General features: G+C 67.0%; 16 protein-coding genes and 1 tRNA gene. 9 read left to right on the top strand and 8 right to left on the bottom strand.

Annotated features, from left to right (window positions below; all coding sequences use genetic code 11):
- Positions 1 to 4: 4 nt before the first annotated feature.
- A complete protein-coding gene (locus ACRVY7_RS03525; protein ID WP_049698058.1) occupies positions 5 to 1,162 on the bottom strand; it encodes an acyl-CoA dehydrogenase family protein in 1,158 nt (385 codons plus the stop codon).
- A 186-nt stretch (positions 1,163 to 1,348) separates the two neighbouring features.
- Here ACRVY7_RS03525 and ACRVY7_RS03520 point away from each other — a divergent pair, with 186 nt between their 5' ends.
- A complete protein-coding gene (locus ACRVY7_RS03520; RefSeq protein WP_431815998.1) occupies positions 1,349 to 2,509 on the top strand; it encodes a thiolase family protein in 1,161 nt (386 codons plus the stop codon).
- Here ACRVY7_RS03520 and ACRVY7_RS03515 read toward each other — a convergent pair.
- From ACRVY7_RS03515 to ACRVY7_RS03495, 5 genes are all read right to left on the bottom strand, one after another.
- Entirely contained in the window at positions 2,493 to 3,374 is an 882-nt protein-coding gene (locus ACRVY7_RS03515) for a LysR family transcriptional regulator (protein WP_431815997.1), read from the bottom strand. The two genes, ACRVY7_RS03520 and ACRVY7_RS03515, sit on opposite strands and share 17 nt — an antisense overlap.
- 3 nt (positions 3,375 to 3,377) lie before the next feature.
- Complete coding sequence (locus ACRVY7_RS03510) at positions 3,378 to 4,283, bottom strand: LysR family transcriptional regulator (RefSeq protein WP_431815996.1); 906 nt, start codon at positions 4,281 to 4,283, stop codon at positions 3,378 to 3,380.
- A 30-nt stretch (positions 4,284 to 4,313) separates the two neighbouring features.
- Positions 4,314 to 5,075 carry a crotonase/enoyl-CoA hydratase family protein gene (locus ACRVY7_RS03505; RefSeq protein ID WP_431815995.1) on the bottom strand — a complete coding sequence of 254 codons (762 nt, stop codon included), beginning with the start codon at positions 5,073 to 5,075 and terminating at the stop codon, positions 4,314 to 4,316.
- Entirely contained in the window at positions 5,072 to 6,175 is a 1,104-nt protein-coding gene (locus ACRVY7_RS03500) for an MBL fold metallo-hydrolase (RefSeq protein ID WP_431816387.1), read from the bottom strand. The genes ACRVY7_RS03505 and ACRVY7_RS03500 overlap by 4 nt, the downstream gene beginning before the upstream one ends.
- A gap of 96 nt (positions 6,176 to 6,271) precedes the next feature.
- On the bottom strand, positions 6,272 to 7,222 hold the full coding sequence (locus ACRVY7_RS03495; RefSeq protein ID WP_431815994.1) for an alpha/beta fold hydrolase: 951 nt from the start codon (positions 7,220 to 7,222) through the stop codon (positions 6,272 to 6,274).
- Between the two features lie 192 nt (positions 7,223 to 7,414).
- Between ACRVY7_RS03495 and ACRVY7_RS03490 the strand changes: the two genes are divergently transcribed.
- From ACRVY7_RS03490 to nrfD, 5 genes are all read left to right on the top strand, one after another.
- Entirely contained in the window at positions 7,415 to 8,266 is an 852-nt protein-coding gene (locus ACRVY7_RS03490) for an alpha/beta fold hydrolase (RefSeq protein WP_431816386.1), read from the top strand.
- Positions 8,267 to 8,360: 94 nt separating this feature from the next.
- Positions 8,361 to 8,681: a putative quinol monooxygenase gene (locus ACRVY7_RS03485; protein WP_431815993.1), complete on the top strand. Its 321-nt coding sequence runs from the start codon at positions 8,361 to 8,363 to the stop codon at positions 8,679 to 8,681.
- A 15-nt stretch (positions 8,682 to 8,696) separates the two neighbouring features.
- A complete protein-coding gene (gene fdh / locus ACRVY7_RS03480) occupies positions 8,697 to 12,053 on the top strand; it encodes a formate dehydrogenase (RefSeq protein WP_431815992.1) in 3,357 nt (1,118 codons plus the stop codon).
- 10 nt (positions 12,054 to 12,063) lie between these two features.
- A complete protein-coding gene (locus tag ACRVY7_RS03475) occupies positions 12,064 to 13,080 on the top strand; it encodes a 4Fe-4S dicluster domain-containing protein (protein WP_431815991.1) in 1,017 nt (338 codons plus the stop codon).
- On the top strand, positions 13,077 to 14,180 hold the full coding sequence (gene nrfD, locus ACRVY7_RS03470; protein ID WP_431815990.1) for an NrfD/PsrC family molybdoenzyme membrane anchor subunit: 1,104 nt from the start codon (positions 13,077 to 13,079) through the stop codon (positions 14,178 to 14,180). Before ACRVY7_RS03475 ends, nrfD begins: the two co-directional genes overlap by 4 nt.
- On the opposite strand, the gene ACRVY7_RS03465 is transcribed toward nrfD, so the two are convergent.
- A complete protein-coding gene (locus ACRVY7_RS03465) occupies positions 14,164 to 15,315 on the bottom strand; it encodes a GGDEF domain-containing protein (RefSeq protein WP_049697778.1) in 1,152 nt (383 codons plus the stop codon). The two genes, nrfD and ACRVY7_RS03465, sit on opposite strands and share 17 nt — an antisense overlap.
- A gap of 57 nt (positions 15,316 to 15,372) precedes the next feature.
- Entirely contained in the window at positions 15,373 to 16,407 is a 1,035-nt protein-coding gene (gene selD, locus ACRVY7_RS03460; protein WP_431815989.1) for a selenide, water dikinase SelD, read from the bottom strand.
- Positions 16,408 to 16,459: 52 nt separating this feature from the next.
- On the opposite strand from selD, the gene ACRVY7_RS03455 reads away from it, so the two are divergent.
- From ACRVY7_RS03455 to selB, 3 genes are all read left to right on the top strand, one after another.
- Positions 16,460 to 16,555, top strand: a tRNA-Sec gene (locus ACRVY7_RS03455).
- A 36-nt stretch (positions 16,556 to 16,591) separates the two neighbouring features.
- A complete protein-coding gene (gene selA / locus ACRVY7_RS03450) occupies positions 16,592 to 17,920 on the top strand; it encodes an L-seryl-tRNA(Sec) selenium transferase (protein WP_431815988.1) in 1,329 nt (442 codons plus the stop codon).
- Positions 17,880 to 19,712 (top strand): selenocysteine-specific translation elongation factor, encoded by a 1,833-nt coding sequence (gene selB, locus ACRVY7_RS03445; RefSeq protein ID WP_431815987.1) that lies wholly within the window; start codon positions 17,880 to 17,882, stop codon positions 19,710 to 19,712. The genes selA and selB overlap by 41 nt, the downstream gene beginning before the upstream one ends.
- The last annotated feature ends 16 nt before the right edge of the window (positions 19,713 to 19,728 follow it).

Raw genomic sequence — 19,728 nt, 5'->3', positions numbered from 1 at the left:
CGCTCTAGAGCCCCAGATCCTTGGCGATGATCGTCTTCATCACCTCGTTGGTGCCGCCGTAGATGCGGGAGACGCGGGTGTCGGCGTACAGGCGCGCGATGGGGTACTCGGTGATGTAGCCGTATCCGCCGTGCAATTGCAGGCATTTGTCGATGACGCGGCCGGCGGTCTCGGTGGCGAAGAGCTTGGCACGCGCGGCGTCGGCCACCGAGAGTTCGCCCCGGTTGTGCAGGATCAACGCCTGGTCGACGAACTGCTGCACCGCCGCTACGTCGGCCGAGCACTCCGCCAGCACGAACTTGGTGTTCTGGAACGATGCGACGGGCCTGCCGAACACGTCGCGCTCCCGGGTGTAGGCGAGGGCGTGTTGCAGAGCAGCGTTCGCGGTAGCCGACGCTCCGATGGCGATGCTCAGGCGTTCCTGCGCTAGGTTGTGTGTGAGGTAGGAGAACCCCTTGCCCTCCTCGCCGAGCCGATCCTCGACAGGCACGCGCACCGACGAGAAGGAGAGTTCGGCGGTATCCGATGCCTTGAGGCCGATCTTCTCCAGCTTCCGTCCGACGGCGAAGCCCTCGGACGTGGTGTCCACCACCAGAATCGAGAGTCCGGCACGACGATTGTCCGGATCGAACGGTGCGGTTCGGCAGACCACCAGAATGCGGTCGGCCAGCGCGCCACCGGTGATGAACGTCTTTGCGCCGTCGAGGATGTAGTGGCTGCCGTCCTCGGAGAGCTTGGCCGTCGTCGAGATGTTTGCGAGGTCGGAGCCGGTGCCCGGTTCGGTCATGGCGATCGCGAACATGATGTCGCCCGAGGCGAATCCGGGTAGCCACCGCTGCTTCTGCTCGTCGGTCGCGTACTCCATCAGGTACGGCAGGATCAGGTTGGTGTGCACCGACTCGCTGCCGAAGGTCACGCCTGCAAGCGAGGTTTCCTCCGACACGACAAGCGAATACGTGAAATCGTGCACGCCCCCGCCGCCGTACTCCTCGGGCACCTCGATGCCGAGCACACCCAACTCGCCGAGCTTGCGGTAGAAGTCGCGCGGAGGGTGTCCCTGCTTCTCCCACTCGTGGTGGACCGGCACGACCTCCTTGGCGATGAAGTCGCGGATCGTCTTGCGAAAAGCCTCGTGGTCTTCGGTGAATACGGTGCGCTGCATGGTCTCCAGCATGCACCCGTGGCATACCCGGAAGGAACGGCCGGATCGGCTAACACACCGATAGGGCGAGTCAATGTGTAGGGGCGTCAGGGAGACTGGGCGAATCAGGGGGATAGGTCGCGGCTATGGGTCCGTGAACGCGAATCTACTTGTGGTCACCGGGTGAGAAGTGGTCGGCTCGAATGCATGACAGATGCAGTGATCGTCGACGCGGTGCGCACCCCGATCGGACGCCGAAATGGCGCGTTGGCCGGCATCCATCCCGCCGACCTCTCGGCGCACGTACTCGAAGCACTCGTCGAACGTACCGGGATCGACCCCGCGATCATCGACGACGTCATGTGGGGTTGCGTGAGCCAACATTCCGAGCAGGCGGGAAACATCGCACGTACGGCGGTGCTGGCCGCGGGGTGGCCGACAACGGTCCCCGGAACCACGGTCACACGGGCGTGCGGGTCCAGTCAGCAGGCGCTGGCAATGGCCGCGGCCGCGGTGATCTCCGGACAACTCGACGTCGTCGTGGCGGGCGGTGTCGAGTCGATGAGTCGCGTGCCGATGGGTACGGCGGCGCCCAACGGGGAGAGTCAGCCGGCAACCGTACTCGACCGCTTCGGCGTCGACCGATTCAGCCAGGGTATCGGCGCAGAGGAGGTCGCACGACGTTGGGGACTGAGCCGCACTCAACTCGACGAGTACGCGCTGCGATCACACGAACTCGCCGCCGCAGCAACCGATTCGGGTGCATTCGACGCTCAGCTCGCTACGTTGCCCGGTGTGCTCGAGGGTGACGAGGGAATTCGACGCGGCGGTTCCCTGGAGTCCCTCGGCGCACTCCGGACGGTCTTCGACGAGAACGGCGTCATTCACGCGGGCAACGCATCACAGATCTCCGACGGCGCGGGCGCACTGCTGGTGATGTCGAGCGAGACCGCGGCGGCCCACGGTCTGGTGCCGCTGGTGCGGATTCACACGACCGTCGTCGCAGCCGACGATCCGGTCATCATGCTCACGGGGCCGATCCCCGCGACGGCCAAAGCGCTTGAGCGGTCGGGACTCTCGATCGACGAAATCGGCGCGTTCGAGGTCAACGAGGCATTCGCGCCGGTGCCGCTGGCCTGGCAGATCGACACGGGCGCGGCGGAAAAGGCACTCAACCCGCTCGGCGGGGCGATCGCCGTCGGCCATCCACTGGGTGGTTCCGGTGCCATCCTTGCCACGCGCCTCGCACATCACATGCGTGACAACGGTATTCGCTACGGACTGCAGACGATGTGCGAAGCCGGTGGCATGGCCAACGCCACCATCTACGAGCTCATCAGCCCCGAACTCATCAGCTCCGGGCACTGACGACGTCGACGAAAGCCTGTGCGGCGACCGACAACGCTGTCGGGTCGTACATGAGCGCGAAGTTGCGGACGAATCGCGGTCGAACCGGCCGCACGGTGGTGCGATCGGCAACCGATTGCGCGACACGGCGTTCGAGCAACGTCGCGCCGATTCCTGCCAGCACCATGGGTAGTCGCTCTTCGCGGTCTTCGGCGAGCACTGCGATCGGTGGCCGCACGCCCGCTTCGCGCATGGCGCTCTCGATCTCGTCGGCGACTGTCCCGCCGCGCGGAACGAACACCATCGGGATGTGGGGAAGGTCGGCGATGTCGATCGGACCGTCGGGCAGTACGGTGCCCGACGGACAGACGAGCCAGAACTCCTGCTCGCCGAGCACGATCACCTCGAGAGCGTCGTCGACCGCCGTCTCGACGGGGTGGAGATGCGTGACGACGAAGTCGCAGCGTCCCTCCTCGATCACTGCTGCTGCGAGTGATTCGTCGTCGAGCTCGCCCACCCGAATGGTGGCGGCGGGGTGCGCGTCGACGAATGCCGCGACCACCTCGGCGATCGTGGCACCGTCGGCGAACGGTGAGGCGAGTATCTCCACCCGGCCGGTGATCTGATCACTGCCGACGGCAAGCGCGTCGTCGACCGACTCGACGTCGCGCACGATCTGTCGCGCCGAGCCGACGAGTGCACGTCCGGCCGCGCTCGGCACCATCCCGCGGCCGATCCGGTGAAACAACTGCACTCCGAGCTCACGTTCGAGCGCGCGCAGCGCCTGGGACACCGTCGGCTGTGTCACGCCGAGTGACACCGACGCCCCGCCGATGCCGCCGTGCTCGACCACGGCGAGGAAGTACTCGATCTGGCGCAGTTCCACGGGCTACTCGAAGACCGAGTCGTCGACTCGTGTTGGGGCGCCGCATGTCTGGCGTGCTACGGCGACGAAAGCCGCTGCGGCGGGTGACGGTTGGCCCGAGCGCATGATCAGACCGAAGTCTCGTCGTAGCGGAGGGTCCAGGCTGTACGTCGTGGCGTCCGGAATCTGCTCGGCGACCGACTCGCGCGGTGCAATGGTGGCGCCGACGGCGCGGGTGACCAACTCGCGGATGGTGGGCGGGTGCGAGCAGTCGACCATCACGTTGCGTGCGCCGTCGGAGATGATGTCGGCGAGAAGACTCCCGGTCGACGGATCGGAGAGGTCGAGCAGCAGTGGCAGCGAGCGGACGGACTCGCGTGCGACAACACCCTCGTCGGCGTCGACGCTCAGCGATGGCGATGCGGCAAGGACGAGTTCCTGTGTGCCCAGCGGAGTGAATACGAAGGTGGAATGGTCGGCGGTGGAATCGATCAGTCCGATCTCGGCTCGCCCGCTGCGTAGCGACGCGAGGATGCCCGCGGGACCGTCGGCGGCGAGGATCCGCACGATCACCTTGTCGAAGCGGGCACGGAAATCGCGCACGATCGCGACGAGGGGTGCGACGGCGAACGCGGATTCGGTGACTATATCCACTGTCCCGGAACGTAATTCGCGGACGGCGCCGACTCTTAGACGGGCTCGCTCGACGTCGGCGAGGACGCGCCGCGCGATCACCTCGACGCGTGCGCCCGCCTCGGTGAGTTCGAGTCGACGCCCCGTGCGGTCGAACAGCGTGACGCCGAGCTTGCGTTCGAGCGTACGAATCGCCTGCGACAGTGACGGCTGGGAGATGTAGAGCGCCTGCGCAGCCTTGGTGATACCGCCGTGATCGATGACCGCGACGAAATAGGTGGCAAGGTGCAGGTCCACCTCTCGATCGTAGGCGAGGGGGTACCTCGATCAGTGGCCGGTCCACTTCGGTGTGCGCTTCTCGGCGAAGGCGCGGGCGCCTTCCTGCGCGTCGTCGGAGACGAAGACCGGATCGAGGATGCCGCGCTGCTCCGTGAACAGCTCGGGGTCGGTGTAGCGGATGGCCATGCTGACGACCTGCTTGGTGGCACGCACCGCCAGCGGCCCGTTCGCGGCGATCCGTGCTGCGAGCTCACGCGCGCCGTCGAGTGCCCCGCCCGACGGCGTCAAGGTGTTCACCAGGCCGAACTCGTGGGCGCGAACGGCGGTGATCGGATCGCCGGTGAGTGCGATCTCCATGGCGAGTTGATAGGGCAGGATCTTGGGGAGTCGTAGCAGACCGCCCGCAGCGGCCGCGAGTCCGCGCTTGACCTCCGGCAGACCGAATTTCGCGTCGTCGGCGGCGACGATCAGGTCGGCCGAGAGTGCTAGTTCGCACCCGCCCGCCAGCGCCCAGCCCTCGACCGCCGCGATCAGTGGTTTGCTCGGGGGAGCGGAGGCGATACCGCCGAAGCCGCGACCCTCGACGCTGGGCAGCTCACCACGCGTGAACGCCTTGAGATCCATACCGGCACAGAAGGTTCCACCCGCCCCGGTGAGGATGCCGATGGTGATGTCGTCGCGACGTTCGAACTCGTCCATCGCCGCGGCGAGTTGCTGCGCGACCTCCTGATTGACGGCGTTGCGCGCCTCCGGGCGGTCGATGGTGAAAACGGCTACGCCGTCGGCGAATTCGGTGCGTACCGGGGTCATCGCAGAGTTCCTCTCGTGGTTGCGGATTCGATGCTGTGATCGGCGGGTCGGGTGGCGGTGACCGTCCAGCGCACCGGCTCGTGACCCGTCGACGAGATGATGCCGCGCGCTTCCAGTACCAAAAGGTGCGCGTTGGTCTCCCGCAATGCCATGCGAGATAGGGGAATCGACAGGTCGGAGAACGGGCGCGACCACGTGACAGCGCGGGTGACGTCCCACGCTGTGGCGCCCGGTTGGTTCCAGATCGCCTCGGCGATCTCGGTGAGTCGCTCCTCGTGGTGCGACAGGAGATCGGTCACCCGGTCGGCGAGCCCGCGGAACCGGTACTCGTGACTGGGCATGGCCTCGAGGTCGCCGATGTGCTCGGTTCGCGCAAGCGACGTCAGGTAGTCGGCGAGTGGGCTCGGCGTCTGGAACGGGTTGGTCGAGACGTTCGGGCTGATCCGGGGGAGCAGATGATCGCCGGTGAAGATGACGCCCGCGTCGTCGTCGGCGAAGCACAGGTGACCCGCGGTGTGGCCGGGTGTCCACACCGCGCGCAGGTTCCATCCGGGAACGTTCAGCGGAACGTCGTCGTCGAGTTCGACGTCCATCGTGCGACCGCCCGGGAGCCGGACGAACTCGAGGAGCCCTGTGTCGGCGACGTCGGTCGGAGCGCCGAGTACACGCAGGTCCTGCTGAGCGGCCACAAACTCGCCCGCGAGTTCTTCCTCGCTGTGAAACCGCAGGTGACGGGCATCGGCGTTGTGCATCGCGAGCTGCGGGTCGGTGTGCTCCAGCAGGCGCGGGACGAGTCCGAAGTGGTCGGGGTGCAGATGGGTGACGAAGACGTGCGAGACGTCGGCGAGGTCGTGTCCGGTGGAGTGGATTCCGTCGACGAGCATCTTCCAGCCCGTGTCGGTGTTCCAACCGGTGTCGATGAGCGCGAGCCGACCGTCAGACGTCGCCAATGCGTAGACGAGGATGTAGCGCAGGGGGTTCTCGGGGATGAGGACCGGGATCGACCAGAGGCCCGGCCGCACCTCTTCGACGGGCGGCATCTCCTTACGCACCCAGGCCTCGCGCTGGCGATGGCCGGTGACCACGATCGACGTACTCATCATCTGATCCGACCACGGCGCGACCGAGCGCCACAAACACCCGTCGGCTCACGGGCCGTGAGGAAACCCCTATGTAGCCACTGAACTTTTTTGGTCCTACTCGCCCGCGGGGCTCGTGGGCGCAACCGTCGCCTGATCCCAGACGGCGAGTAGTTCGTCCATCACGTCGGTCGACATCCCGAACAGGCTCAGATGACTCTCGCCGTGCAGGCTGAACAGCTTGGCGTCGGGCAGGAGCGAGACCACGTGCTCGCCGTGCGCGTAGGGGACGATGTGGTCGCGGTCTCCGTGCCACCAGCGCACCGGGGTGGTGATGTCGGTGACCGAGAAGCCCCAGTCGCGGGAGAACACCCGGACGTCGTTGAATGGCGCCTCCATGCGATGCGACCCGCCGCTGAGGAGGTCGTCGAGGAACATCGCGCGGAACTCCGGGCGGCTGAGCAACTCGCGGTCGGCGGCGGGGGAGAGCCTGCCGTAGAGCAGGATCGCGGGCTCGGCGATCGGCCGTACGAAGCGCAGTGCGGTGCTGATCACCTGCCCGACGGGTGCCCCGAGGACCGGTAGGACGGGTGCGGCGCGGCGTGCCAACGCGACCGCGCCACCGCCGATCGCCTCCGGTCCCACCGTCGGGGCCACGCCGCCGACGATTCCGGCGACGTGGACGCGTGGACCGAACTCGTGCGCGACGGCCAGCGCGTACGGGCCACCGCCGGAGACGCCGATGACACCGAAATCGTCGATGCCGAGCGCCTCGAGGACGTCGGAGAGGTCGGCGCAGAAGTCCCGTACGGAGTCGTAGGGGTGGACCGTCGACGATCCGACACCCGGCCTATCGATACCGATGAGCCGCACTCCGCGGGCAGCGGCGTACTCGCGGGCTTCGAGTGGGATCTGTCGACGAGCACCGGGGCTGCCGTGGAACCACAGGATCGGGCGACCGGACGCCGAACCGAACTCGGCGAACCCCATCCGGCGCTTCTTCTTGTCGTGTGCGTGTGTTCCAACAGCTACGGAGCCCTCGATCTTCGGGCGATCGACGTCGATCATGTGACAAGAGTCTCACGTTGGCACCTAGCCGACGAACGGCACCTGTTCAGCATGAACATTCGTTGACGCGCCGAATTCAGCGAACCCGCAGCGTGGGCGCGTACCGTTGACCGGGTGAGTGCAGACGTTTCCCCGGCAACCGAGGCTTCGACGCCGTCGTCGATTCAGCGGATCGTGCGCGGCGTTCGCCACATCGCGACGCCCTATCCGGTACGCGACCTTCCCGCCGGGCGGCATGTCGAATTGCCCGGCCGCGGAACGACTTACGTCACCGATTCCGGGCCGAAAGACGCGCCGGCGGTGTTCCTGCTGCACTCGGTGCTCACCACCGGCCTTCTCTGTTGGTATCCGTCGATTCCGCAGCTCAACGGTCGGTATCGGGTCATCACACTCGACCAGCGGTGGCACGGCCGAGGCATTCAGGCCGAGGGTTTCGATCTGCGCGACTGCGCCGACGACGTCGTCGCGCTCGCCGACGTTCTCGGCATCGACCGGTTCACCGCCGCAGGCTTCTCGATGGGTGGCGGCATCGCACAGCTCGTCTGGCGTCGACACCCGCGCAGGGTGTCAGGACTCGTGCTGTGCTCGACCGGGCCGTTCTTCAGCGAACGCGATCCGCACAGGCGTGACCGCGACGCCCGCATCGGACGAATCCTGCGCCCGATCTACGAGTCGCTGCCCCGCCCGTCCGACGCCAGCCTCGACCGCCCGGCGAAACACACGAGCATCTGGGCCACCAAGCAGTTCCTCTCGACGCCGCTCTCGCACGCGGGCGATTTCGGCGAGGGTCTTGGCAACTTCGACTCCAGTTCGTGGCTGCGCGACATCGACGTGCCCACCTCTGTCGTCGTGTCGACGAGGGATCACACCGTCGAACCGGAGCGTCAGCAACTTCTCGTCGACGGCATCCCCGGCGCACGCCGATTCGACGTCGACGGCGGCCACGCCTGCTGCGTGATCGGCGTCGAGAACTTCCTGCCGCCCTTCGTTGCCGCGGTCGACGCCGTCGCGCTCGAATCCCCGGTGCTCGTGAGCGGCAACTGACGCCAAAACGCCATCGCGTGGGGCGTCGCCGACGTAGCGTTGTCTTCCGCGCCCGGAAATCCACCAGGGCGCGGAACCCCAAGTAGGAGTGCATATGTCGCCCGTCATCGTCGTCGCAACGCTATCGCCGAAGCCCGGACAGGAGGCAGCGGTGCGCGAGGCAGTGATCGCGGCGGTCCCCAAGGTGCAGACCGAGCCGGGTTGCCAGCTGTACTCACTGCACGAGGCCACCGGCGATGGCACCGATCTGGTGATGATCGAGAAGTGGGAGTCGTTCGACGCCCTGGCCACGCACGGCAAGGGAGCCGCCCTCGCCGAACTCGGCGCAGCGCTGAACGATCTGCTCGCCGCACCGCTCGACATCAAGACGTTCGACGCCGTGCCCACGGGTGACCCCGACAAGGGTGCAATCTGACGTAGGGTCTATTACGTGCCCTCCTTCAGCCCATTGGAGTGGCCGGTCTTCCGGCAGTTGCGCACCGGCGACAAGTTCGGCCGCGGTCCGGCCGTGCAGTCGGCGCGCACCCGCGCAACCGAACCGAGGACCGCCACCGCCGACCGCGTGGTGCAGAGCGTCTGCCCATTCTGCGCTGTCGGCTGCGGGCAGAAGGTGTACGTCAAAGACGAACGCGTCATCCAGATCGAGGGCGATCCCGACTCGCCGATCTCGCGCGGACGCCTCTGCCCGAAGGGCGCGTCGAGCGAGCAACTGGTCAACAATCCGATGCGGCAGCGCACCATTCGCTACCGCGCGCCGTACGCGACCGAGTGGACGGACCTCGATCTCGACACCGCCATCGACATGATCGCCGACCGCTTCGTCGAGTCGCGTCGTCGAACCTGGCAGGACACCGACGAGCAGGGGCGCGTACTCCGACGCACCATGGGCATCGCATCGCTCGGCGGCGCGACCCTGGACAACGAAGAGAACTATCTGATCAAGAAGCTCTTCACCGCGGCGGGCGCGATCCAGATCGAGAACCAGGCGCGCATATGACACTCCGCAACCGTTCCCAGTTTGGGAGCTTCATTCGGACGCGGCGGCGCAACGCAATCACTGCAGGACATGGCGAACTCCGACTGCATCGTGCTCATCGGCGGCAATATGGCCGAGGCGCACCCGGTCGGCTTCCAGTGGGTGGTTGAGGCGCGCTCGCGCGGTGCACGGGTCATCCACGTCGACCCGCGGTTCACCAGGACATCGGCCAATGCCGATAAGCACATCTCGATCCGTGTCGGCTCCGACGTCGTGCTGCTCGGTGGGCTGATCAACTACATGCTCACCCATGAGCGGTACTTCCGTGAGTACGTCGTCGCGTACACCAACGCCGCGACGATCGTGAACGACGAGTACCGCGACACCGAGGACCTCGGCGGACTGTTCTCCGGCTTCGACCCCGAGACCGGACAGTACGACCCGTCGACGTGGGCCTACGCCGACGCCGAGGACGGCGGCGGCATCGAATCGCCAGGTATCGAATCGCCAGGGGGCGACGAGCACGGCGAGACCGCTGCGGCGCGTGCGGCAGGCGACCAGCACGGTTCGGGTGGTCCGCCTCTCGAGCACGCGAACGTGCTGCGCGATGACTCGTTGACCGATGAGCGCACGGTCTTCCAGGTCCTCAAACGCCACTTCTCCCGGTACACGCCGGAGATGGTCCGCGACATGTGCGGGATCTCGGTCGAGGAGTTCACCTACCTCGCCGAGTCGATCGCCGACAACTCCGGCCGTGACCGCACAACGTGTTTCGGCTACGCGACCGGTTGGACGCAGCACACCCTCGGCGCCCAATTCATCCGTACCGCGGCGATCCTGCAGTTGTTGCTCGGCAACGTCGGTCGCCCCGGCAGCGGCATCATGGCGCTGCGCGGACACGCGAGCATCCAGGGTTCCACCGACATCCCGACCCTGTTCAACCTGCTTCCCGGCTATCTGCCGATGCCGTCGGTCGGCAAGCACGACACTCTCGACGAGTACCTCGCGGGCGTCGGATCGCCACAGCAGAAGGGGTATTGGGCATACGCCGACACCTACATGGTGAGCCTGCTCAAGGCGTGGTTCGGCGACGCCGCAACTGCCGACAACGACTGGTGCTACGACTACCTGCCGAGGTTGAACGGGCCCGCCGGCACCTATCAGACCACCGTGTCGATGCTCGACGACGAGGTCGAGGGCTACTTCGTACTCGGCCAGAACCCTGCAGTCGGATCGGCCAACGGCAGGCAGCAGCGCCTGGCGATGAGCCATCTCAAGTGGCTGGTGGTGCGCGACCTCAACATGATCGAGTCGGCCACCTGGTGGAAGGAGGGACCCGAGATCGCCTCCGGCGAATTGCGCACAGAGGACATCGGTACCGAGATTTTCTTCATGCCTGCAGCGACGCATGTCGAGAAGGCCGGCTCGTTCACCCAGACCCAACGCATGGTGCAGTGGCGGCATCAGGCGGTCGCGCCGCCGGGACAGGCACAGAGCGAACTCGACTTCTTCTACGAACTCGGGCAGCGCATCCGCGCGCGGCTGGCCGACTCCGACGACCCGCGCGACCGACCGCTCCTCGACATGACGTGGGACTACCCCCTCGATGAACACGGCAACCCCGAACCGGAGTCGGTGCTCTCGGAGATCAACGGCTACTTCACATCTGGCGAGCACGCGGGCGAGAACCTCACCAGCTACACGCAGATGAAGGCCGACGGTTCGACGGCGGGCGGCTGCTGGATCTACACCGGCATCTATGCGCACGCGACAAACATGGCCGCGCGGCGGGTACCGCACGGCGGCGACTCGGTAAGCCAGCACGAGTGGGGCTGGGTGTGGCCGGCGGATCGTCGAATTCTCTACAACCGCGCCTCCGCCGACCCCGAGGGCAAACCGTGGAGCGAGCGCAAACGCTACATCTGGTGGGATGCGCAGGCGCGCAAGTGGGTTGGCGACGACGTGCCCGACTTCCCGGTCGACAAGGCGCCCGATGCCCGCCCCGACCCCGACCTCGGAGGAGCCGAGGGACTTGCGGGCGACGACCCGTTCATCATGCAATCCGACGGCAAGGGTTGGCTTTTCGCACCCAAGGGCCTCGTCGACGGACCGCTGCCCGCGCATTACGAGCCGCAGGAGTCGCCGGTCGCCAACGCGTTGTACCCGCAGCAGCAGGCCCCCGCACGAATCATGTTCGCGCGTAACGACAATCTCGACGCTCCGAGCGCGGGAGACGAAGGCGTCGACGTCTACCCGTATGTGTTCACCACCTACCGCCTCACCGAGCACCACACCGCGGGCGGGATGAGTCGCTGGTCGCCGTATCTCGCCGAGCTGCAGCCGGAGATGTTCTGCGAGGTCTCGCCGGCACTCGCCGCCGAGCGCGGGCTGGTCAACGAGGGGTGGGCGACGATCATCTCGCCGCGCGCGGCCATCGAGGCACGTGTACTGGTCACCGATCGGGTGAAGACGTTGCGTATCAACGGGCGTGACGTCCATCAGGTCGGTCTGCCCTATCACTGGGGCGTCGGCAGCGACGCCGTCGTCAGTGGCGACGCCGCGAACGACCTGATCGGCGTCACGCTCGATCCCAACGTCCAGATCCAGGAGTCCAAGGTCGGGTCGTGTGAGGTGATCGCGGGGCGTCGACCGCACGGGCAGGCGCTACTCGACCTGGTGCGCGACTACCAGCAGCGCGCAGGCGTGACACCCGAGACCGACAACGTGCGCATCACCGATCCCGAGCACGAGACAATCTATCCGCCAACCGATTCCGATGATGCGGACGGAGAGGGGTTCACCCGATGGTGAGGAGTGCGAGATGAGTCATCAACTGTCCGGCCCCACCGATCCCAGTGCCGACGCGCACTGGGGCGACGCCGAGCGTCCGCGCAAGGGGTTCTTCACCGACACGTCGATCTGTATCGGCTGCAAGGCATGCGAGGTCGCGTGCAAGGAATGGAACCAGAACCCGCGTGACGGCGACCTCGAGCTGACGGGCATGTCGTACGACAACACCGTCGCGCTCGGTGCGAGTACATGGCGACACGTCGCATTCATCGAGCAGGACCGCGACCGCATCGACAAGGCACGCGAATCAGGCCGTGCCCTGGTCGGTTTGGGGATGCCGACGATGCCCGGGGGTAACACAATTCCCGACGCCGTGGACACCACCCCGCCTGACACCACCCCGCCCGACACGCCCGAGTTCCGTTGGCTCATGTCGTCGGACGTCTGTAAGCACTGCACGCACGCGGGTTGTCTCGACGTGTGCCCGACCGGCGCGTTGTTCCGCACGGAGTTCGGAACCGTCGTCGTGCAGCACGACGTGTGCAACGGGTGCGGAACCTGTGTCGCCGGTTGCCCTTTCGGCGTCGTCGAACGTCGATCCGACGGCACCGTCGAGCCGACGACGCGTGAGGGGCAGCGCAAGGGCGAGCAGCCTCCCGTGCCCAGACGTGGTGTGGCACAGAAGTGCACGCTCTGTTACGACCGACTCGTCGACGACGAGACGCCCGCGTGCGCGAAGACCTGCCCGACGACGTCGATCAAGTTCGGCGACCACGATGACATGGTCGACACCGCGCGCGAACGCGTCGAGCAACTACACGCGCAGGGGATGACCGAAGCCCGGCTCTATGGGGCGAATTCCAACGACGGAGTCGGCGGCACCGGGTCGGTGTTCCTGTTGCTCGACGAGCCGGAGGTCTACGGCCTTCCGCCGGACCCACGCGTGTGCACGGCCGATCTCCCCACCATGTACCGACGAGCGGGCGCTGCCGCCCTCGGAATGGTCGCCGCGGCGGCGGTCTCGTTCCTGACCGGCAGAAAGCGATGACCTCCGACTACGATTCGCTGCGCCCGCCCGAGCCCGGTCGCCGAAAGCGCAAGGGCGGCAAGGGGCGTCGACGCAGCTTGTTCGGCCAGGGCGATGGCGCGCGTGAGATGTCGATGGTGCCCGACGTCGAGTTCGAGAAGGTCGACGTCGAGGGCTACTACGGGCATAACGTGGTCAAGCCTGCGCCGTGGGACGACAAGGTCGCGGCGTACCTGTTCCTCGGTGGCGTCGCGGGTGGGTCGGGAGTACTCGCGGTGGGCGCGCAGTTGACCGGGCGAGAAGTGTTGCGCCGCAACGCCCGTCTCAGTGGTCTCGCCGCGGCCGGGCTGGGTGGGGTTGCGCTCATCGCCGACCTTGGCCGACCCGATCGGTTCTACAACATGCTGCGCACCTTCAAGGTGACGTCGCCGATGAGCGTCGGGTCATGGATACTGTCCGGCTTCTCCGGCGGGATCGGGGTCGCGGCCGCGGCGGAAGTGGATCGGCTTCTCCGAGAAAGGCTTCCGATCGGTCCGTTGCGTACTGTTCTGCACGTCGTGGAGGCGCCGGCGGGACTCGTCGGCGGCGCGATGGGGCCGCTGCTCGCCGTGTACACCGCGGCGCTGCTGGGCGATACGGCCACACCGACGTGGAACGCGATGCACCGCGACCTGCCCTTTGTCTTCGTCAGCTCGGCAAGTCTCGCGGCGAGCGGACTGGCGCTGGTCACCACACCGCTCGACGAGGTGGGCCCGGCACGGACGCTGGCCGTGCTCGGCGTGGTGGGCGATGTGGCGGCCACCCGCGTCATGGAAGCGCGCATGGATCCGATTGCCGCAGAACCGCTCCACCACGGTAAACCCGGTGCGCTGATGCGTTGGGCCGAACGCCTGGCGGTCATCGGGGGAGTGGGCACACTGCTCAGTGGTCGTTCGCGGGTCGCGTCAGCCGCGTCGGGACTCGCCTTGCTCGCGGCGTCGGCCTGTACCCGGTTCGGTGTGTTCCACGCTGGCATCGAGTCGGCGAAGGACCCGCGCTACACGATCGAACCGCAGAAGCGACGCCTCGCCGCTCGTCGCGCCGCCGGAGTCACCGACGACTCGATCACGACTGCGGACTGATCGCGTCGTGGCGTTCGCGCCGAGCGTGTCGGGCCAGTGGTCGGTGGTCGTTGGACGGCGCCACAACCACGCGATTTCCGCCCTGTCGTTTCGCGAGGTACATGGCGGCGTCGGCGTCTTCGAGGAGTCGGTCGACGTTCGCCTTGACGTCCGGTGAGGTGACGCTGATTCCGACGCTGACGGTCACCGACGGTGAGGTGTCGGCTGCGACGCCGATGCGGATGCGCTCGGCAAGCGAACGGGCGGTGCGCAGGTCGTCGTCGAGAATCACGGCGAACTCCTCGCCGCCGGTTCGCGAGGCGATGACATTGCGGATGCCTGCCAGCCGATGACACGCCTCCATGATCCGACCGGCCACGCGCACGAGCACCAAGTCGCCGACCTGGTGGCCGTGGGTGTCGTTGATCGCCTTGAATCCGTCGATGTCGATGATGATCACCGAGACCGTTCGGGCTGAGTTGTCGAGCCCACCGACGTATCGCGTAAGGCCTCGCCGATTGGCCAAGCGGGTCAGCGGATCGGTGCCGGCGTCCATGGCGTTGGTGCCCAGAACCCAGAAGAAGTAGTGCATCGAGGGCATGATCAGTGCCACCAGGGCAAGGGGGGCGATGCCCTTGGACATGGCCACCAACAGCATCGGCCGCCCGTCGTCGATAGCCACCAACGTGATCAAACTCACAATGACTGCGGACGCGAAGGTCGCGTGGAGGATGTGTGACCGTGGCGTGCAGAAGAACACCGCGAATGCGCTCATGATCGAGAAAAGGGTGACGCCTGCGATGCCGAGCATGCGGTCGTGATGCCCAAAGCATGCGGTCGCGATCACGGCGTCGGCGAACACCAGTACCAGAAGGCTTTCGGTTCGAGTCGGCAGCGGAAGCAGCCACCACCGGAGGACCAGCGTCGCGGCGACGACGGCTGTGACCAGCAGAATGTTCTCGACGAGGGGCGAAAACCCTGAGCTCGACGACGCGGCAGCGGCCGCTGAGGCGAATCCCAATAGTGCCGCGCCCAGCGACAACACGAGCCGTTTGAGGGGTGCATTTCCGAGTTGATCGAAGAGTGCGACACGCCACTGCAGTGGCGTTGAGTCACGCAGCCATTCCGAGACCGCGATAGCGCTGCGACGCTGCACCCGTCTCCCCCTCGGACTCGACGTGTGTAGAAACAATAGAGCGCCAGGGGGTCAGTGTCAGCGAATGTCGATCCCGGAACCTGGCGTTTCAGTCCCTGCAACTGCAACGATCTCGCCGATGATCGGGTATCCGGGTACTTCGCCGACCAGCAGCAGCCCGCCGGACGTCTGGGCGTCGGCGAGCATCAGAAGGTCGTTCTCGTCGACACCGCGTCCGACGTCGAGGTGGTCGCGAACCCAGTCGAGATTGCGCCGAGTGCCGCCCGAGACGTATCCGTCGGTGAGCGCGTCGCGGGCGCCGTCGACGAGTGGGACCGCAGAAGCGTCGATCACCGCGCGTACCCCCGAGGCCCTCGTCAGTTTGTGGAGGTGCCCGAGCAGTCCGAATCCGGTGACGTCGGTGCCCGCGCGGACACCTGCAGCAAGGGCGGCGTCGGCGGCGTCGCGGTTGAGTGTCGTCATGACGTCGATCGCGGCGTCGAATACCTCGCCGGTCTGCTTGTGCCGGTTGTTGAGCATCCCGACGCCGATCGGTTTGGTCAGGGTGATCGGCAGTCCGACGGTCGCGGCGTCATTGCGGATGAGCGCGTCTGGCGACGCGACACCGGTGACGGCCATGCCGTACTTCGGCTCGGGGTCGTCGATGCTGTGGCCGCCGATCACCGGGCAATCGGCCTGCGCCGCGACGGCCAGTCCGCCGCGCAGCACCTCGGTCATCAGTTCCATCGGCAGCAGGTCGCGCGGCCAGCCGACGAGGTTGATCGCGACGACGGGCGATCCGCCCATTGCGTAGATGTCGGAGAGTGCGTTCGCGGCCGCGATGCGTCCCCAGTCGTAGGCGTCGTCGACGACAGGGGTGAAGAAGTCGGCGGTGGAGAGGACGGCGAGGTCGTCGCGGATGCGTACGGCTGCGGCGTCGTCGCCGTCGTCGAGGCCGACCAGGATGTTGTCGCCGCTCTGGCCGGTCAACCCCGCGACTGCGGCCTCGAGCTCGCCCGGCGGGATCTTGCACGCACAGCCGCCACCGTGGGCGTAGCCGGTCAACCTGATCGTCGGGCTCTGAGAATCCGGATTCGTCTCGACGGTGCTCATCTCACCGAGGGTAATTGCAGGGGTGATGCCAGATCGGCGGTATGGTCGCCGAGGAGGCGTCTGGGTTCCTGGTGGGCCCCCCGGTCTTCAAAACCGAGGAGGTCGAGTATCTCGGTCTGGCGGGTTCGATTCCCGTCCGCCTCCGCCACAGCTTGTCCGCCAGCTTGTTCTCGAAGGAGGCGCGGTGACCCGATCCGATCCCCGACGGCGGATCCCGCGCACCGACCACCTGCTGGCCGATCCCGAGATCGCCACGGCTGCACGACGACTCGGTGAGCAGGCCGTCCGCGACGTCGTCCGAGATGTGCAGGAGTCGGCCAGGCGAGGCGACGTCGATCCCGACGACGTGCTGGGAGTCATTCGGGAAACTCTCGTCGGACGCCCCGTCGGCACCGGACGGTCGGTGCTGAACGCGACGGGGGTCGTCGTGCACACCAACCTTGGGCGAGCGCCGTTGTCGACGGCCGCACGCGATGCTGTCCTCGATGCGTGCGGCTACGTCGACGTCGAACTCGACCTGGAGTCGGGTACGCGCTCGCGTCGTGGCGTCGCGACCCGCGAGGCGTTGCTGCGCGCCTGTCCCGCCGCGGGCGATGCCCTGATGGTGAACAACGGTGCTGCCGCGATGGTGCTGGCCACCACCGCGCTAGCGGCCGGTCGCGAGGTGGTCATCAGTCGCGGCGAGCTGATCGAGATCGGTGCGGGTTTTCGGCTCACCGACCTCATCGAGTCGACCGGTGCGCGACTGCGCGAGGTCGGGACGACCAACCGCACCCACCTGCGCGACTATGCCGTGGCACTCGCAGACGGTGACGTCGGCTGCGTACTCAAGGTCCACCCGAGCAACTACCGGGTCAGCGGATTCACCGCGGAGGCGACCATTGCCGAGCTGGCGGAACTGACGGCCTCCCAGGGCGTTCCGCTCATCGCCGACCTCGGGAGCGGACTCCTCGTCCCCGACGCTTCGCTTCCCGACGAACCGGACGCGTCGTCTGCGCTGGCCGCGGGCGCCGATCTGGTGATCGCCAGCGGCGACAAGTTGCTCGGAGGTCCGCAGGCCGGAATCCTACTCGGCGACGCCGATCTGGTCGGTCGACTGTCGAAACATCCACTCGCGCGGGCGGTTCGGGCCGACAAGCTCGCCCTCGCGGCGATGGAGGCGACGCTCGTCGGACCTCTGCCGCCGGTGACCGAATACCTACACGCCGACAACGGGCGGTTACGTCAGCGGGCCGAGGCGGTCGCCGCAAAAGTCGGTGCGGACGTGGTGCCCCACGACGGCAGGGTCGGTGGGGGAGGAGCTCCGGGAGTTCCGTTGCCCGGCTGGGCGATTGCGCTGCCGGAACAGGCCGCCAAGGCGTTGCGCGTCGGCAGTCCCGCAGTGCTCGCTCGCGTGCATGACGGCCTATGTCTCGTCGACCTGCGATGCATCCCGGAGACGAACGACGAGATTCTCGCCGAAGCGGTCGCGCATGCGCTCGGCGTCGTCCGCGTGTCGGGGGCGACTGGCTGAGGTGTACGTCGTCGCCACGGCGGGGCACGTCGATCACGGGAAGAGTGCGTTGGTGCGTGCCCTGACGACGATGGAACCGGACCGCTGGGCCGAAGAGCGACGTCGAGGTCTGACGATCGACCTCGGATTCGCCTGGATGACAACACCATCCGGCGCCGACATCGCATTCGTCGACGTTCCGGGTCACGAGCGATTCCTCGGCAATATGTTGGCGGGAATCGGCCCGGCGCCCGTGGTGGCGTTCGTCGTCGCTGCCGATGAGGGGTGGAGCAGGCAGTCGTCGGATCATCGCGATGCGATCGCCGCGCTCGGCATCGATCGTGGCGTGCTCGTGATCTCGCGCGCCGACCTCGCCGACGACAAGGGGATCTCCGACGTCGTTGCGCAGGCACGTGACGAACTGTCGGGCACAGGTCTCGCCGACGCACCTGTCGTCGTCACCTCGGCGTTGACCGGGCGTGGGATCGACGAGCTGCGCGAGACCATCGCAGACGTGCTGCAGCGCAACCCGTTTCCCTCAGATACCGCACCCGTTCGATTCTGGATCGACCGTGCGTTCACCATCAGGGGTGCGGGTGCCGTTGTCACCGGTACGTTGTCGGCCGGCTCGGTGGGACGTGGCGACACGCTGGATGTGTTGACGGGCCGAGGAATTCGATCGGTCACCGTGCGTGGTGTGCAGAGTGAGAACACGCCACGCGAACGTGTCGGGCCGGTGAGCCGGGTGGCGGTCAACTTGCGCGACGTGTCGGCGTCGGACGTCGCGCGGGGTGATCTGCTGTTGAGTCCTGGCGTGTGGCGGCTGACCGACTGTGTCGACATCCGACGCGTCAGCGGTCCTGAGTTCGACTCGGTACCAAGCGCTCTGAGTGTTCATGTCGGCACGGCCGCGCTGCGAGGTCGGCTCCGCCCGTTCGACGCCGACCACGCGCGGATCACGCTCGAGCGAGCCGTTCCGCTGATTCTCGGTGATCGACTGGTGCTCCGCGACGCGGGCAGCGGTCGGATCGGTGGGGGCGTCGTGGTGGATGCGGAGCCACCGCCCCTGCGGCGTCGCGGTGATGCGGCGCGTCGAGCAGATGCGTTGTCGGGCATGAGTGAGCGAGGCGACACACGACGGGAGGTCGAACGTCGCGGTGCGGTCACCGTCGAGCATCTGCGACGGCTCGGTGTCGTCGGAGCCGAGGCAACGCCGCCCGAGGGCGTGCGCGTTGTCGGGGACTGGTGGGTCGACGAACAGGCGTGGGCGGAGTGGGTCGAACGGCTCCGGGATGCTGTTGATGCTGTCTACCAACGAGACTCGCTCGCCGAGGGATTGCCTCGCGCAAGCGTGGCAGGCGTCGTCGGACTTCCGTCGGATGCGCTTGTCGCGCCTCTCATCGCCGACGCCGGCTTGGACCATGCGGGCGGGTTCCTGTCGAAACCCGGTGTGGCGCGCGGACTCGGCGATGCGGAAGAAGCCGTCGCGGCACTCGAGCGTCGGTTTGCCGACGATACCTTTGCCGCGCCGGAGGCCGACGACCTCGCCGCACTCGGGCTCGGCCCCAAGCAACTGGCGGCGGCCGAGCGCCTCGACAGGCTACTTCGGTTGCGTGACGGTGTTGTGCTCTCGCCTCGTTCTCCAGCGCTGGCGATGCGAATCCTGGCTGCTCTTGATCAGCCCTTCACGACGAGCGAGGCCCGAAAGGCATTGGGCACCACGCGCCGCGTCGCCATCCCATTGCTCGAGCACCTCGACGAACGCGGCTGGACACGACGCCTAGATGCCGGGCATCGCGAGGTGGTTCGGTGATCCTCGGATCGGGTGG

This window comes from Gordonia jacobaea (assembly GCF_965344965.1).
GTDB classification, from domain to species: domain Bacteria; phylum Actinomycetota; class Actinomycetes; order Mycobacteriales; family Mycobacteriaceae; genus Gordonia; species Gordonia jacobaea.
Note: the sequence above shows the minus strand (reverse complement) of the source record. Positions and strands in the feature narration are given on the sequence as shown.